This is a genomic window from Affinirhizobium lemnae (assembly GCF_022968395.1).
In the GTDB taxonomy this organism is placed as follows: domain Bacteria; phylum Pseudomonadota; class Alphaproteobacteria; order Rhizobiales; family Rhizobiaceae; genus Neorhizobium; species Neorhizobium lemnae.
In genome coordinates this window covers 12445-28470 of record NZ_JALJQZ010000034.1, presented here as the reverse complement: position 1 = coordinate 28470, position 16026 = coordinate 12445, and the positions used below count along the sequence as shown (strand labels likewise).

Sequence of the window (16026 nt, the reverse complement as noted above, 5' to 3'; positions counted from 1 at the left end):
ATGAACAAGACCATCGCCGCCATCATCATCACCGCCGTTCTTTCCGGTTGCCAGACTGCGGATGAAACTCTGACCACAAGTTCCACGCCGATTTCTGTCACGGGCGCCACTGCAAGCGCAATCGCCGGCGACATGGCAAGCCGCCTTGCCGAACAGGTGGGCCCGGCCGGCACCACGACGCTCAAAATGGCCAAGGACACCTCAGAATATGCCGCAGCGCTCGAGGCCGCGCTGAAGGGATGGGGATACACTGTCATCGCCGACGGCAAGGTCGGAAAAGATCAGAAGCCTGTCGAGGTTGCGTGGTCGATCGACAGTTTCGACGGACAGGTTCTTGCGCGTGTCAGCACACCGGCCGTCGCGCTCGGACGCGCCTACACGGCCACCTCAGCCGGCGCGACGCCGGCCAGTCCGCTTTCGATCATGCAGCGCAACTGAGGAGGAGGGGAGACCATGGTTCAATCGCTCCAGCTCGGCACGGCGGGCAATGCTGACGATCAACAGAGTATGCGACGCCTCAATCGCCTGCCGATCATCGTCGCGATCGTCATCATCGTTTTGTTCTTCGGCGTCGTGATCGTCGGCCTGTCGTGGCGCGGTCTCTCCTTTAACCGCGGAAATGAGCTCGACAGCACCTCCGCGTCTCCGGCAACAACGTTTGGCGATCAGCTGAAACGAGGCGTGACGGACGGGATCATAGGCGAACCGGAGCAACGCGAAGTGTTTCAGCCGACGCCCGTCGTTGTCGAACGCGAGCCGGTGAGAGAGGCCGTCGTAGAGCGGCAGAATGAAGTTCGGACGGAGCGGCGGTCGCAACTCGAGCCAGAAGCCGAGTGGAAGGCCCGGCTGAAGCGGGAACAGGACGAGCAGATTCTCCGCGAAGCGCAGCGTCAGAGGATGGCAAGCCTCCAGGCACGGGCAACAGCGCTCGATTCTCCGCTCAAGGTTGACGTTTCCGAGGTCCAGAAGAGCGCTTCCGGAACCAGGACCGACGCCCGCCAACCGCTCAATGCCACGACGAACAGTGCATCCGACCTTTACAGCGCTGCGATGAAGTCCGGTTTACTCGGACAGAACGTCGATCAAAACGGGCAGACCTCGAAGGAGGATTTTTTCAATCAGGACATCAAGGATCTTGGTTACCTGCCGAACCAGGTCGTCCCGCAATTCTCGCCCTACGAGTTGAAGCGAGGATCCGTTATCCCTGCCACGATGATCACCGGCTTGAATTCGGATCTTCCCGGCAGGATTTCAGCGCAGGTCAGCCAGAACGTCTATGACAGCGCCACCGGCTACCGACTGCTCATCCCGCAGGGGGCGAAGCTGTTCGGTCGCTACGATTCCAAGGTGTCGTTCGGGCAGGAGCGCGTGCTAGTCGTCTGGACCGACCTGATCTTCCCAAATGGCTCGACACTTCAGATCGGCGGCATGTCCGGCACGGATGCCGAGGGGTATGGCGGTTTCAAGGACAAGGTCGATCGGCATCTCTGGCGAACGTTCGGCTCTGCCGCGCTCGTTGCCATCATCGGCACGGGGATCGATATGTCGATGCCGGAGAGTTCGACGCTGGCAACACAGGATACGGCTTCCGATGCAGCACGACGAAACTTTGCCGAGAGCTTCGGCAGAGTAGCCGAGCAGACAATCTCGAAAAATCTCAACGTGCAGCCGACGATCAGGATCCGGCCAGGCTACAAATTCAACGTGTTGGTCGATCAGGATATCATCTTCCCGTCTGCCTACCGTGATCAATGACGATCGACATCAAGTGGAAAGAGCGTTGCAGGAAGCTGTCAGGACAAAGAGGCTTCAGACAATCAACTCAATTGCAAATACTTTCATATTTTCGTCATTTTTCGAGGAGACGAAATATCCGTTACACCTAAATCGCGAACCTTGATGGTCGATAGCAATTTACAATCAGGATGTCGCACTAAAAAAACATGAACGTGCCCATGTCTCGTTCAAGATCCGAAGTCCCGGCTGGCAGTTCGCGAAGCTGCAAAATGGCCTGCAGATCCCCTCCGTAACAGGGAGAACCGCAGCCGACTACCAGCCCTGAAATCAGGAGAAACGTCCATGGACGCCGCTGCTCAAACGCTGATCGACATGCTTGAAGTGGCCCAGGATGAGCAGATGGTGACGGGAGCAGTAAAAAGCTTCGCAAACGCGCACGGTTATAAACAGTTCGCCTACCTCCATACCGAAGGTTTGGACATAAGGACCTTCAACACATATCCAGAGCCGTGGAATAAGGACTATCTTGTCAAAAACTATTCTCGAATCGACCCCGTGATCACGGAAGCAAAACGGCGTGGCGATGTTTTTAATTGGAAATGTGACGACTGGCCGGCCCGCGGCGCATCCGATCTAAGACGATTTCGGGACGAAGCCATAGATAATGGAATCCGCTCGGGTGTTACCATTCCTGTGAACGGCAGCTTCGGGACAACGCACATGTTGACCTTCGCGTCGAGCGAAAGATCCGTCAATGTATCGGGCCTTTTGGATGACCGGACCGCCGTTCAGATCGTCATGGCCATTCACTACCGTCTGAGAATGATCGGCGCATCGACGGTTCTCAATCCAAAGCAGGCACTCTCGCCACGAGAACTTCGATGTGTGATGTGGGCAGCAAAAGGCAGGAATACCCCTGATACCGCGATGCTAACTGGCATTAACCCCCGGACGGTTCAGCACTACCTTGACAACGCCAGACGCAAATTCGATGCGCAGACTCTGCCCCAACTGATCGCAATGGTGAAGGATCGGGGGCTTCTCTAGTCGTTACGGCTATCGTCGCTGACCTCTGGCACATATCCAAGCAGATCGAGAATGCTCGACAATTGCTCTTGTTGGGCTTCGGCTTTTCCCTGCCGGGTAAGATACTCATCCTGGAGGTTTTTCATAACATCGGCTGGCGTATCCGGATTATTGCTGGCGCGCAGCCATTCCTCGTAGACAGCTTCGTCAGCGGCCATCAACCGTCGTTGCTCTCGAATCTGCTCGACGGCCAAAGCTTCAAGTTCAGCTTTGGGCATGGCACTGTAGGGACAGCCGAAAGCCAGCTTCTGCGATTTGGCGGATGACGCGTCTTTTTTCATTCGTTTTATTAGACCAATCTATTCCAGATCAAAACCTGCTCACACCAAATCGAGGGATTGGCGCCGACGCACGAAATCGGCCAGCGCGAACCGTCTCGTAACAACCGAAACCCTTATATCCTTTCACCTTTAACATCTCAGCGGCGGAATCGGAACTATCGTTCCTGGAACGATCATTCTTATTGCGGCTCCCCTCTTGCCATGGATCTCAAGGAAGTCATGGCAATTAACCTGCGTCGGGTCCGTCATGACAAGCAAATGACGCAAGAAGAGTTGGCCCATCGGGCAGGCTTAAGCGTGCGTTACATCGGAAAGATCGAACAAGGGCATGTCTCCGCCAGTGTAACCGTGCTTGGGCAAATTTCGCACGCTTTGGGTGTAGAACCCGCAGAACTCGTAACCCGAGCTGTCCGGTGATGCGAGAGGAGGTCCGTAAACAACGGAGTTCGCAATATTGGCTATTGCGGCTAGCGGCTTTCATCCTGAGCGGATTGCCGAGGCAACCGGAAAACATCAGCTATAGAAAGCTCGCTAAAAAAGCCTGCCGCGGGAGGTTGCGGCAGGCTTTCATTGGCAAGCAGCGACTGGGAGGAGGATAGACTGCCGTCAAAATCGATATAGGCGGGGGAAGGTGCGCATCTCAATGAGGAAACAGTCTTCGGAGGCCGCTGATTGACGAAGGCAGGAAATATTGCAGCACATCATTGCCCAATATGCATACCTCTCGTTTTAGTTTTTCCCGCCGATCCTTGAAAGATCGATGCGCATTTCAGCCGATGCAGCGTCTGTCGCTGCGCCAGGCGGCGTAGCGGCGATCTCACCAGTATCCTCTTCCAGCCCCACGTTTCCTTCCAGTCGCATTTTTGGCAAAGGCTTGCCGCGAAGGAACGTCGCGCCACCAGGATCATCAGCTTGAAAGACTTGCGTGCCTTCGAATATTCCTGTTCTCCAGGCGTGGATCGCATCATCGATCAGCTGCGGCATGACCTCCTTACTCGTTGGACTGCCGTACCATTTCGTGACGATACGGGCTACTTTCGCAAAAAGAGCCGTCCCCCGCTTGAGGTTCTCGCAGGGGTCAACGAGAGCAGCATCCAGCTGAGCAATGTCTGTTATGCCAGCGCCTGCGGGGTATTGGGTAAGACCCACCCGCACGTTTGCCTTTCCCACATACTCTCTGATGATCTTGAGCGCCGCTTCGGGGGAAGCTGGTGTCGGAACAAGAACCAGGCGTCCACCGGACTTGACGGTGATCGCCAAAGGATCGTCGGAACCTGCCGCCGCCACGAACTGCTCTACGATCGCCGGCGTCAGCGATGGGTCGGCACATTTTTCGACAAGGGCTACATCAAGCATGACGTTTTTCCGGTCAGGTGTTGAATGAGAAAATGACGGGTTTATCAAAAAGGCGACCCCAGGCCCTGGCGCTCGTGCGCTGGATGTCGACGATCGAAGTGCCTGATGTCCACCAGCCGTTGCCCACGGCAACGATCACATCGGGATCGTTCAGCATAGATTGGAGAACCGGCCAGACGATCAGCTGTTCGTAACAAATCAGCGGCGCAATCCTGAAGCCGTCGAGCTCTACGACCGGATTTGCGAAGAAGTGCGCCTTCGCACCGGTGCCTTCTCCCACGAGGCTCCTCCAGGGTTGCCACATCGAACCGGGAACGGGCATGCGTTCGCGATAGAGGATCGCGCTGCTGTCCGCACTGATCGAAACGAGCACATTGTCGTACCCCTTCGCGTCGATGAGCACGGCGCCAGCGATCACTGTAGTCCCTGTCTCTGTGAGCGACCTTTGCCAAAGCCGCGCAAGAGTAGGCGTCCAAAAGCCGAGGGCGCTCTCCGGAAGGACAACTATAGCAGCAGGCCCCTGACGGCGAACAAGTTCGATGAGTGCGCTTTGCTGCTCAAGGCTCGCATCACGGCCGAGAGATGCAGCCATTTCCAGATCGACACCGGTCCATGACGTCGGTAAAATCGGCCTCGTCCACTCAGCGGCTGACCAGAGCCAGAAGCCAATCATGGCCGTGGCTGCAGCCGGCCGATAAGGCGTCGCCATGATAGCAAGGCCGGCTGCCAGCGCCGAAAGACCCCACCATCCCCAGCCAGGAAAAAGAACGCCAGCAGCTGTGATCGGATGTGCCCATCCCAGGATACCGAATGGTGGGACCGTCATTGCGCCGCATGCGGCCATGTATCGGAACGACTTCTGCCACCCCTTTCGATCCGTCCATAGCACAGAATGGATCGTGACGAACGCGGAAGAGGCGATAAGCCAGAGCAGGAGACCCGGCCAGATATCCGATGAGTAGAAGTTCGCCACACCCTGCGGCAATCCTCGCGATGCGGCGAGGAAGTAGGCCGCAGAGATCGCCGTTGCCTGCAGGCGCGTACGCGCCAACGACCAAAGCATGGGGAAGCTAGCTGCGAGCGGGAGGAGGAGCACATTACCGCTCCAGCCGATCCATCCAGTGCTCGTCGATAGCGCGACGAGGACAGCCGCCCGGAAAAGGTCATGGCGCATAGGTCCAGACCTCCTGCGCCAGTCCAAGGATGCCCTCCATCGGCAGAGGGCCGAAGTACCGGCTATCAAACGACCCCGAGAACGCGGAATGCAGGAAGACCGTTCCGGGCGGAACGACACCCCCTTCGTACTGCACCATCCCACGCCCCTGGCCGTCCGTTCGTGCAACGTGTGAATGAGGGAGTGGCCGACCATCAATGCGGACATCGTCATGGATCTCGATCGCCTGTCCAGATGTCGCCACAACCCTCTTGATCAGTGGTGCGACCCAACCAGCGCAGAGGCCAAAACGCAGATATCCACGCGCGCGCGCCTCACGTAGCGCGTCGGTGTCCGGCGGGCAGATGAAGACAAGATCACCGACCAGAATTGGGCGATCGGGCTTAACGATCCGCCAGAGACCCAGCGGCTCGCTTGGTGTGAGATTGACCCTGAAGCCCTGACCTCCGAGCAGCACGATGAAGCCAAGTGCGAACAGGCTCACGCTGGAGATCCGATAGAACCAGACGAGCCGTTTCATGCGCCGTAGCACTCTATGCCGATGACGCATCCTCATTTGAGGGTCAGGCCCTGGGACTTGGTCTGGCGCAACGTCTCTGCCTGCTTGAGTGCCGTCGCGCTGCGCTCATAGGCAGACAGTTGCTGCACCGTCCGCATAGTATTCCAGGCCTGTTGCACCTCGCTCTTCTGGGCGCCATTCATGCCTGCCGTAACGTGCTGGAATGCCTCGCCGGTGGCATCCTTCGCAGCCAGGGGCAGGAAGGTCCTTTCTCCGAAACGTTCAGTGACCGCCTTCGCGAAACCTTCGAGTTCAGCCTTCACCATTTTGTCGGCGAGTGCATATTCGAGGCCAGAGGGCAGATCGTTTCTGTCGATGGCATCGCGGACGCGTTCCAGCACGCTTTTCGCATTGGACGAAAGGGCAGGGATCTCCAGCGCGACCTGCCTGCGGACCGCAAGCTCCTCCGCGTGATTTCGCCGCTCAGCATCGCCACGCTGGCGGAGATAATCGCTGATGCTGTCAGCGAGTGGCGTCACATTCTTGAGCGCCCGGTCTCGGTCCGCCCTGTCGCCGCGGCTGGCCAGTAGGCCCGTCTTGCCCTTGAGGGCACCGAAGGTTTCAGGCTCGTTGGCAATTCTGGCGATCGTCTTTTCCGCAGCCGACTGGTCGCGCAGCATCGCATCGACGTTCGCTGCCTTGAATGCTGCTTCCGGCTGCGCGTAGACGTGATGGAAGCGCATCGAGACTTCTTCCCATCGCTTCTTGAGCGCTGGGTCTGCGGCGAGTTTATCCTCAACGGTCTGATCGATCGATTTCGGGAAGGTGGTGATACCGGCCACCATGGGCTTGGTCTCCTTTTCTGCAACAGGAACTGTTCTGGCCGTCGATGTTGCAAAGCCGAGCTTGGCGCCGATGGCCGCAAGCTTGCCGGCAAGGTCGACGAGCTTCTGCTTCTGCCGGACCGTCCATTCGAGACGGTCACGCGCGACGGTTCTGGCAACGTTGACGATGTGAAGGCCCCGCGCCTCGGCAAATCGCAGTGCCTGCCGGTAGATGATGCCGCCAGCGTAATCGAGCGTCGTTTCTTTGGAATTCCGGCGCGACAGGATCTCGACCAGACCGCCAGCCTTGGCGAAAGATCGGCGACCATAATAAACGCCGAGATCCTCACGGTGACGGGTCATCGCCACATAGGTGAGGTGACGATCCAGCGAGAGGGACGCCAGCACCTTGACCCGGTCCACCGTCGCCCCTTGACTCTTGTGCACCGTGGTTGCGTAGCCGTGATCGACATTGTTGTAGAAGCGCTGTTCGACCGTTACTTGGGCGCGATGTTCGCCATCGCCGATCACGGCGACGATGCGACCAGGTGCGGCTTCCATGACCTTGCCCAGCATGCCGTTCTTGACGCCGAGCGAACTCTCGTTCTTCAGGAAGACAATCTGGTCGCCGGCAGCAAAGCTTCTAACGCCATCGGCGGTTTTGAATGTAAAGCCCTGCTCGATGATGCCGCGCTCGATCAGTTTCGTGCGCGCCAGCTCATTCAGCATGCGGACGTCACGGCGCAGGTGCGCAAGGATCAATGTGGACTTGGCAGGATCGTATTCGCGGTTCCAGTCCGAGATGAGGTTGGTGACCGCATTGGCCTTCAGCTCTGAGCCGTTCATCTTGCCGTTGGACTGATAGGCTGCGAGGGCTTTGCCGACATTGCCACGCGCGAGATCGAGCGAAGCGTCGCGCATCCATTGCTCACGCTGGCGATAGATGGTTTCGAGTTCGGCATAGCCGATGCGATCGGCAATGGCGCGAAAGGCAGCACCCGCCTCGATCGGCTGAAGCTGCTCAGGATCGCCGACAAGCACGAGCTTGGCGCCAGCTTTGGTGACAGCTTCGACGAATGTCGCCATTTGCCGCGACGACACCATGCCAGCCTCGTCCAGAACGAAAACCGTCTTGTCGTCGAGCTGCCCGCGACCCTGATCCCAGCGGAGTTCCCAGGACGACAGGGTACGGGAGACGATGCCCGCTTCCTTCTCCAGACCTTCAGCCGCCTTGCCGGCAAGCGCACCACCGACGACCCGATAGCCGGCCGCTTCCCAGGCCTCACGGGCCGCCTTCATCATCGTGGTCTTGCCGGCGCCGGCGCGGCCGATCACGGCTGCAATCCGCTCAACACCAGCGACATGTTCGATGGCGACCTTCTGCTCATCGGAAAGTCGTTCATGGTGCGCGAAGGTCGCCTCGAGCACCGGTTTCCGGACGCCATGCGAAGACCGCTGCGAGAGCCACATCGCGCGGTTCGCCATCTCAGCCTCGAGCCGGATCAGCTCACGTGTCGTGTACTTTGTCGGCGCCCGGCCTCCGGTGGCAAAGTCCATCCGCTCCCGATCGAGCCGCAGCGTCTCCGGGCTCTGAAGGATGCGTACCATCAGGATCTGGAAGAGGCCCGCATCATCGACATAGCGATGCAGAATCTTGGCGACTTCGCGTTCGTCGAATACGCTCTTCTCCCGCGTGATCAGGTCGAGTACGATCTCTGGACTACGCTGAATCCGGCGGGCATTCTCGGCTCGCCGCTCTTCCTGCAGCTCCAGCCGTTCGAGCGCAGCCTTCTCTCCCGCAGGTCCATTCCCACGGGCTGCTTTCCTCTCGATCGCCTTCGTGCCGACGCCGAGATGGATGGTCGGCGTTAGGTCGATGCCCTGCTTCTCGAAGGACCGACCATCGATCCTGATATCGAGACCGGCAAGTGCCAGGTGCCGGTTCTGGCAGGCGAACCATCCGTCGCGAAACGCGTTGAAATCATCAAGCCCACCGGCCCAAAGCTCATAGACGATTTTGCCGCTGTCATTGCGCAGCGCTTTGCCGTCCGGTCCCGCGACGGCCACCTTCTTCGAACCGAAACCGTCTTCGGTGAGCGGCCGCAAGGTTGTCATCAGATGGATGTGCGGATTGCCTGGTGCATCATGAAAGACCCAGTCAGCCACCATGCCCTCGGCCGTTATGTGTCTCTCCACGAAATCCCGCACGAGCTCGATGTTCTGCTCGACCGACAGCTCTATCGGCAGGGCGATGGTGACATCCTTTGCAAGCTGAGCATCAGACCGTTTCTCAAACTCCTCAACCTTGTTCCAGAAGGCTTCCGACGCTCCCGAGACAGACCGATCGGCAATCATCGATTGCAACCATTCAGGCGCATCGGCGGGGATGACAAACTCTTCGTGCAGCAGGCCTTGCTTGCGGGTGTAGTCGATCGTCCGGGCTTCCCGCTCATAGTCCATCTTGGCGCAGTGCCGGTAGGCCGCCGACAGCACCGCGCTGCGGCCGGAGCCGCGGGCGACGATGCTGACTGAGAAATGCGGGACGGCCATGACGAGGCAAGCTCCTTCGATCGAACAAAATCAACGTGTTCGTGAGGAGCAGAAGGCCCCGCCAGGGGGCAAAAGCAGAGCGTCGCATCAGCGACGTATAATTGCGCCCTTCGGATCCGTCCTTGCGAACGGACGGGATCATTCACGAAGGCATCGCCGTTGGCGATTGTAGGATTCACAGTAGTGCGTTCCGCACTCCGCTCTGAAAACCTCTGCCTGACGGCATCGGTTTTCAGTCAAAGGAGACAAGGAATGAGAAAATCAACGCAGCAAATCAGGAATGACATCGCCAAGATGCAGGAACAGCTGAAGGCTGCCGAAACCCGGGATGCCGAGCGGATCGGGCGCATCGCATTGAAGGCCGGCCTGGCTGAGATCGAGATCGACGACGCCGAGCTTCAGGCGGCGTTTGAGGAGGTGGCGAAACGCTTTCGCGGAGGCAAAAGCGGCTCGAACGGGAAGGAGAGGGGAGCTGCGATCGCCGGGCAGACGTCGGCGAACCCGGCTAGCGATGCTTCGAGCGGCACTGGCGAGGCTTGAACGCATGGCAAGGACCGCATCGGCAGACGCCCGAAAGAAAGACACACGGGAAAAAATCGAGCTTGGTGGCCTGATCGTGAAGGCAGGGTTGCGCTTCGAGAAGCGAGCAGTGTTGCTTGGTGCGCTAGTCGAGCTTTCAAGCCGTCTCAAGGCGGATACCGGTGAGAGATTACGGCTGGCGACGATAGGCGCGGAGGCGTTCGGTAATGACAGCGAATAGAGTTCTTCTCTCCATAGCACCCGCCATCTTTATGATCGCTGTCGCAACGGTGTTGACCGGTGTAGAGCAATGGCTATCCCAAATGGGCAAAACCGAAGACACGCGCCTGATGCTGGGAAGGATCGGTATCGCGACACCCTATATCGCCGCCGCGGCGATTGGACTGATCTGGCTCTTCGCATCGGCGGGATCCGCGAACATCCGCTTTGTGGGCTGGAGCACGGCCGCGGGAAGCGCTGTAGCGATGATAATCGCAGCGGCGCGCGAGGGATCGCGACTGACTGCATTGGCCGACAAGGTTCCCGCCAACAAATCAATCCTCGCCTATCTCGACCCCGCGACAATGATCGGAGCGACAGTTACGCTGATTGTCGGATGCTTCGCGTTGCGTGTCGTGGTGATCGGAAACGCAGCATTCGCGCGGCCTGAGCCCAAGCGAATTTCCGGCAAACGCGCACTTCATGGCGAGGCTGACTGGATGAAGCTGAGTGAGGCCGAGCGGCTGTTCGCGGAAGCTGGCGGCATCGTTATTGGAGAACGCTATCGCGTCGATCTCGATGGCGCTTCGACGCGCGCGTTTAGCGCAGATGATCAGGAAAGCTGGGGTGATGGAGGTAAGGCTCCACTACTTTGCTTCGATGGTTCCTTCGGCTCGTCCCATGGGATCGTCTTTGCTGGTTCCGGCGGCTTCAAGACGACTTCTGTGACGATCCCGACAGCACTCAAATGGGGCGGGACACTCATTGTGCTTGACCCGTCGAATGAGGTGGCTCCGATGGTGTCGCAGCATCGCGAGGGGGCAGGGCGAAGGATCCGCATCCTGGATCCTCGCCAACCGAACCCCGGCTTCAACGCGCTCGACTGGATCGGCAAGTTCGGCGGCACAAAGGAAGAGGATATAGCATCCGTCGCCTCATGGATCATGAGCGAAAGCGGCAGGGCGAGCGGCGTTCGTGACGATTTTTTCCGCGCATCTGGCCTCCAGCTGCTGACGGCGATGATCGCCGACGTCTGCCTCTCCGGACACACGCCGCCAGAGCAGCAAACGCTCCGCCAGGTGCGGGCAAATCTGTCGGAGCCGGAACCTAAATTGCGTCAGCGACTGCAGGACATCTACGACAATTCGGAATCCAATTTTGTGAAGGAGAACGTCGCCGCCTTTGTGAACATGACGCCGGAGACCTTCAGCGGCGTTTATGCCAATGCGATCAAGGAGACCCATTGGTTGTCGTACCAGAACTACGCCGCGCTCGTGTCCGGATCGGCCTTCTCAACCGATGACATCGCGTCTGGCAAGACCGATGTGTTCATCAATATCGACCTGAAGACGCTCGAGACCCATGCAGGATTGGCGCGCGTCATCATCGGCTCATTTTTGAACGCCATCTACAACCGGGATGGCGCCATCGAGGGTCGTGCCCTCTTCCTCCTGGACGAGGTGGCGAGGCTTGGCTACATGCGTATCCTGGAGACGGCCCGCGACGCTGGACGCAAGTATGGCATCACTCTGACAATGATCTATCAGTCCATCGGCCAGCTGCGCGAAACCTATGGTGGCCGGGACGCATCCAGCAAGTGGTTCGAGAGTGCAAGCTGGATTTCCTTTGCAGCGATCAACGACCCGGAGACGGCCGACTACATCTCTCGCCGCTGCGGTATGACGACAGTTGAGATTGACCAGGTCAGCCGCAGTTATCAGGCCCGCGGTTCGTCGCGAACACGTTCGAAACAGCTGGCTGCCCGGCCTCTGATACAGCCGCATGAGGTACTGCGAATGCGCGCCGACGAACAAATTGTGTTCACAGCCGGCAACGCACCGCTACGCTGCGGCCGCGCAATCTGGTTCCGACGCAAGGATATGGAAAGTTGCGTCGGGCAAAACCGGTTCCATCGCTCTTCCACATCGTCAAATACGTCACTTGAACCGCCCGAGGCAGATCCGCAATGAACTCAAAAGCAACGCGCATTCGGCGCTTTGGCCTCATCGGAAAGACCATGATCCCCCTGGCGGTTGGTGCGATGGCTTTCGGCACTTGCGTAGCGGGCGCGAGTGCGGACGAACTGTCAGCCGACTTTACGATTTGCGGCGAAGGGCGGCGGGTAAACTGTGTCGTCGATGGTGATACGTTCTGGTTTCAGCGCCAGAAAGTTCGAGTAGCAGATGTGGATGCGCCGGAACTCAGCCCGCCGCGATGTGAAGCTGAGCGACGGAGTGGTATGGCCGCCAAACAGATGTTGTTTGCCCTCTTGAATGCTGGACCATTCACGCTGGCACCAGCCGATCGCGACGCTGATCGATATGGCCGCAAGCTTTGTATTGTTCTCAGGAATGGGCAGTCGATCGGTGAGATGCTGATCGCTGCGAAGCTGGCACGACCGTGGACAGGGTCGCGGCGCGGTTGGTGCGATTAGGCGTCCGGATTGGCATTCAATATCGCATCCGCCTTGGTGGCAAACTCGCGAATGCGGGACAGGGAGGAGATGCGCGAGTTACCTGTGACGATTGGGAACCGGGTGATCACGAACGGCTCCACCCTGTCCATGCCAAGGTGATTTTTGAGCAGTTCCTCTCGCGATCGCTCCTTGACGATCGCCCGTTCATAGTAGCGTTCCAGCGTCCGGTTTGCGCGGATGAAACGTGCCGGGTCGAGATCGATCCATGACGGATCAATCAGATTGTTTTTGCATTGGATATTGAAAATGATGCCGCCGCGGGTTGCGACGACGTCGAACTCTTTTCGTTCGATCCGTTTGACCGGTTGGACCACAAACCCCTGCTTCACAAGCTCATCCTTGATGCGCTGCTCGAAGATGAAGCCGGAGCGGATCTGAAATCGACGCTTGCTGTAGAGGCAGACATTCTTGAAATTGTAGAGGAAGCGGCTGAGCGACCTGACGGAGCCACGCAATGCACCCTCGAAGGGAACGAAAGCAGCATGGCAGTTGAGCGCATCAACGAATGTTGCGCTTGATGCTGTCAGCAAACGTCTATGTGGATGCGAGACACCATGCTTGTCCGCGAGTGCATCCAGATCTTGCGCTGAAATCGTTACCCAGAAATCGTCTTCCATTTGCCAGGAGAGGTCGCGAACCAAGCTCGCCAGGCCGACGAAAGCGGTATCTTCTAGTTTGAACTCAGCGAAGGCTGCCTCCATTAGTGCGATATCGTTGCGCAACTCGGCAGCACTGAAAACGCGATCCGACGGTACAGGCTCATATTCTACGGGCGCGGCGTCGGAGGCTACGTCGACGATAGGCACTCGTTCGGCCTCAAGAGACATCTCGTCGAGTGTATGATAGTGGTGGGAAGAGGTGAATCCGTGTGGCTCGACGTAGAGCTTGAAGTCATCATGGAGCTCGCTCATCGCCCGTTGCTGCAAGAGCCCGGTGATCGTCGTCCCGCTCATCTCGGCCTGTGGCAGCATCCAGGCTAGCGCATCGGGATGGGGCATGCGGACCGTCCCCCTGCATGCCTGTGGAATTATGTAGAGCAAGCTCATCAAGTGACGGCGCCGGGACTGTAGGTAACCGACTGCGTGCGCGACCGTCGACAGGCCTATTGCAGCGGGAATGTGTCCCGCCATCGCAAAGCTGTTCTGCATCCGAGAAAGCTGCAGTAGGAGCAACGCCTGCCGCTCCGCGAATGCGGCACCATAATAATAGCCGAGGTAGTGAAGGATGAATTTAACCCGCCGCGGTTTGAATTCCCTGGGTTCGAGATTCAGATGGAACAGTGCAGAGGCAAGCACTTCATCATCGATCTCTCCCGGCAGATTGATGAGCTCCTCCATAGCTCTGATTGTTTCGAACCAGGATCTGACGGTCGCGTCAGCTTCGAACCTCGCCAGCGCTTTCAACACGCCGCCGGCATGCTGAGCAATCTGGCTCTCAATCAGTTTTACGGCATCTTCGCCGGTCAGTGTCGTCGACTTCATTTATTGAACCTGTGCGAAACGATGCAATGCAGCTCGCGCCTTGGCGAGAGCAGCAGGCGCTTTACAACTAGGCGGATATGATGAGCATATTTCTGGCGGATCGTGCAACGCATCCGACAGGCAGACGACGCTGTGCGCAATACAATTTTTAGGTGGGAACAGTGACCGAGTGGGAATGTGCATTCTGCGGACCGACGGATGCAAAGCGAACCAAAGAACACCTTTGGCCGGCGAGCCTGCATCGACGCGTAGCCGCTCTACTTGATGGGGGCGAGCAAAAGTTTTGGATCGCGCGTTTGGAAAAAGCATTGTCCAACGAGCCAACCATTCGGGATGTCTGCGCGAGTTGCAACAACGGAGAGCTGTCGAGCCTGGATAATTACGTCTGCCAGGTGTTCGACCGCGAATTCAGTATCATCCGCGAGCGCGGCGAGGAGGTAAAGCTGGAATACGACTACCACTTGTTGAAGCGATGGCTTCTGAAGATGTCGTACAACTCAGCGCGTATGAGCAGTTCCGATGCGGCGCTTTTTCAGCCACTCCTGCCCTATATAATGGGAAAGAACCAGTCGATCGGGCGGAGTGTCAAGCTCTTCCTGGAGATGACATATCCAAGCGAGCTAACTGAGGAAGATGCGCACGACGGGGTGCCCATGACTGTTAGGCCTGCCATTAATCGTGTCGGGTTTGTTGGATACAAAACGCCCGCTGGAATGAAAATCGTCAGAGCAGTCCATCTGAGGAGCTTCAGTTTTCTGCTTGCATTCCTACCGCCAACAGCAAAGGCAGCATCGATGCAGGCATTCGTGGCTGAATTTCTCTCATCACGTCCCGCGGCGCGCGAACTCAGAGCTTCCATGTCGCAGGTGAGCCTGCACTGTGATGGGATTGATTGCTGGTCGTCGATTGTATCGGGCATGACGCATCGTCTGAAGCCAAAGGAAACATGATGCCCTGCGACTTGCACCTTGCGAGAGGATCGTCACCCGAAGGGGCGGAGACCGCTTGCGGGCTCCGGTCGCCCCGCGACTAGAGCCGTACGACGAAGGCGTCTCGCCCGGAGAAACTTCACCGAAATGAATCGATACATCTGCACCGATTCATAAGTCTCGTTGGACGTCGGTTGCGAAATTTCAGATTCTACGGGCATGATCGCTCAGCCCTATCATCTTTATGTCGAACGCACCGATGCCACGAAAAACATGGCGCGCTACTACGCGATGGAGATTACCTGCACGCTGTTCGGGGAAGCCTGCCTGATCCGGTCGTGGGGGCGGATCGGTCGGCGGGGGCAGTGCATGAACCATCATTTCGAGCGGGAAGAAGATGCGGTCAATCTGTTCCTCACCCTTGCCCGTCAAAAGCGAGCCAGAGGGTATCGTCCCTGCACTCACGGTCTCAAAGCGCGAAACTAGGGTGTATTTGACCGTCGACGGTAGAGAATATGGGCCGCCGAAGCGGCCCTGACGGCGCGCTACTCGGGCCGCTTGTTGTCAACCTCGTAGCTTATCTCGATCTCGACGAAGAACGGGATTTTGATCGCGACCTTCAGACCGAGCTTGCCCTTGCGAAAAAGGTGACAGATGACCTTTGCGAGGTTTTGAAGCCGGCGACCGGTAGCTGCGAGGAATTGTGCGAGGCGTTGCATGATGGTTTCTCCTTGTCGATTGCGGTTATCGCGGGGATAGGCCGCAGGCCGGGACAAGGAGGGCTGCACCGGTAAGGCCGCAGCAAAGCGGAGGACCTGTCGCCGACTGAATTTTGATGCGCGAGGAGCCGCACCGCGGCGGGGAAAATTCTGGCGGCGACAGGTTGCTGCCAGAC

The 16026-nt window shown here is 58.1% G+C and carries 17 protein-coding genes; 10 read left to right on the top strand and 7 right to left on the bottom strand.

The genetic code is table 11. The features are described 5' to 3' along the window. The 3 genes from trbH to MUU53_RS17600 all read left to right on the top strand — a co-directional run bounded on the left by trbH (position 1) and on the right by MUU53_RS17600 (position 2784). Entirely contained in the window at positions 1-438 is a 438-nt protein-coding gene (trbH, locus tag MUU53_RS17610) for a conjugal transfer protein TrbH (protein WP_112635372.1), read from the top strand. 15 nt (positions 439-453) lie between these two features. Further along, positions 454-1755, top strand: a complete 1302-nt coding sequence (trbI, locus tag MUU53_RS17605) for an IncP-type conjugal transfer protein TrbI (RefSeq protein WP_247262054.1) — start codon at positions 454-456, stop codon at positions 1753-1755. A gap of 324 nt (positions 1756-2079) precedes the next feature. Then, the gene (locus MUU53_RS17600) at positions 2080-2784 is read left to right on the top strand and encodes an autoinducer binding domain-containing protein (RefSeq protein ID WP_112635368.1); all 705 of its coding nucleotides are present in this window, start codon (positions 2080-2082) and stop codon (positions 2782-2784) included. Here MUU53_RS17600 and MUU53_RS17595 read toward each other — a convergent pair. Further along, complete coding sequence (locus MUU53_RS17595; protein ID WP_112635366.1) at positions 2781-3104, bottom strand: transcriptional repressor TraM; 324 nt, start codon at positions 3102-3104, stop codon at positions 2781-2783. The genes MUU53_RS17600 and MUU53_RS17595 overlap by 4 nt on opposite strands. 201 nt (positions 3105-3305) lie before the next feature. Between MUU53_RS17595 and MUU53_RS17590 the strand changes: the two genes are divergently transcribed. Next, complete coding sequence (locus MUU53_RS17590; RefSeq protein ID WP_112635364.1) at positions 3306-3521, top strand: helix-turn-helix domain-containing protein; 216 nt, start codon at positions 3306-3308, stop codon at positions 3519-3521. A 312-nt stretch (positions 3522-3833) separates the two neighbouring features. On the opposite strand, the gene MUU53_RS17585 is transcribed toward MUU53_RS17590, so the two are convergent. From MUU53_RS17585 to traA, 4 genes are read right to left on the bottom strand one after another with little or no spacing between them, the layout of a single operon-like run. Next, positions 3834-4460, bottom strand: coding sequence for a TraH family protein (locus MUU53_RS17585; protein ID WP_113344519.1), 627 nt, complete (start codon positions 4458-4460; stop codon positions 3834-3836). A 13-nt stretch (positions 4461-4473) separates the two neighbouring features. Continuing rightward, positions 4474-5634: a conjugal transfer protein TraB gene (locus MUU53_RS17580; protein ID WP_112635360.1), complete on the bottom strand. Its 1161-nt coding sequence runs from the start codon at positions 5632-5634 to the stop codon at positions 4474-4476. Beyond that, complete coding sequence (gene traF / locus MUU53_RS17575) at positions 5624-6154, bottom strand: conjugative transfer signal peptidase TraF (RefSeq protein WP_027488991.1); 531 nt, start codon at positions 6152-6154, stop codon at positions 5624-5626. Before traF ends, MUU53_RS17580 begins: the two co-directional genes overlap by 11 nt. 32 nt (positions 6155-6186) lie before the next feature. Continuing rightward, on the bottom strand, positions 6187-9507 hold the full coding sequence (traA, locus tag MUU53_RS17570) for a Ti-type conjugative transfer relaxase TraA (RefSeq protein ID WP_247262053.1): 3321 nt from the start codon (positions 9505-9507) through the stop codon (positions 6187-6189). A 252-nt stretch (positions 9508-9759) separates the two neighbouring features. On the opposite strand from traA, the gene traC reads away from it, so the two are divergent. From traC to MUU53_RS17550, 4 genes are read left to right on the top strand one after another with little or no spacing between them, the layout of a single operon-like run. Beyond that, entirely contained in the window at positions 9760-10047 is a 288-nt protein-coding gene (gene traC, locus MUU53_RS17565; RefSeq protein ID WP_062428094.1) for a conjugal transfer protein TraC, read from the top strand. Between the two features lie 4 nt (positions 10048-10051). Further along, entirely contained in the window at positions 10052-10267 is a 216-nt protein-coding gene (gene traD / locus MUU53_RS17560; protein ID WP_062428093.1) for a type IV conjugative transfer system coupling protein TraD, read from the top strand. Then, the gene (gene traG, locus MUU53_RS17555; protein WP_112635354.1) at positions 10254-12215 is read left to right on the top strand and encodes a Ti-type conjugative transfer system protein TraG; all 1962 of its coding nucleotides are present in this window, start codon (positions 10254-10256) and stop codon (positions 12213-12215) included. The genes traD and traG overlap by 14 nt, the downstream gene beginning before the upstream one ends. Then, a complete protein-coding gene (locus tag MUU53_RS17550; RefSeq protein WP_377307333.1) occupies positions 12212-12679 on the top strand; it encodes a thermonuclease family protein in 468 nt (155 codons plus the stop codon). The genes traG and MUU53_RS17550 overlap by 4 nt, the downstream gene beginning before the upstream one ends. On the opposite strand, the gene MUU53_RS17545 is transcribed toward MUU53_RS17550, so the two are convergent. Continuing rightward, positions 12676-14202 (bottom strand): PDDEXK-like family protein, encoded by a 1527-nt coding sequence (locus tag MUU53_RS17545; RefSeq protein WP_247262052.1) that lies wholly within the window; start codon positions 14200-14202, stop codon positions 12676-12678. The genes MUU53_RS17550 and MUU53_RS17545 overlap by 4 nt on opposite strands. A gap of 161 nt (positions 14203-14363) precedes the next feature. On the opposite strand from MUU53_RS17545, the gene MUU53_RS17540 reads away from it, so the two are divergent. Continuing rightward, on the top strand, positions 14364-15152 hold the full coding sequence (locus tag MUU53_RS17540) for a hypothetical protein (RefSeq protein ID WP_162702060.1): 789 nt from the start codon (positions 14364-14366) through the stop codon (positions 15150-15152). Between the two features lie 198 nt (positions 15153-15350). Then, entirely contained in the window at positions 15351-15617 is a 267-nt protein-coding gene (locus tag MUU53_RS17535) for a WGR domain-containing protein (RefSeq protein WP_062428089.1), read from the top strand. Between the two features lie 59 nt (positions 15618-15676). Here the strand turns inward: MUU53_RS17535 and MUU53_RS17530 are convergent, their stop codons facing one another. Further along, the gene (locus MUU53_RS17530) at positions 15677-15850 is read right to left on the bottom strand and encodes a hypothetical protein (protein WP_172891005.1); all 174 of its coding nucleotides are present in this window, start codon (positions 15848-15850) and stop codon (positions 15677-15679) included. Positions 15851-16026: the final 176 nt, after the last annotated feature.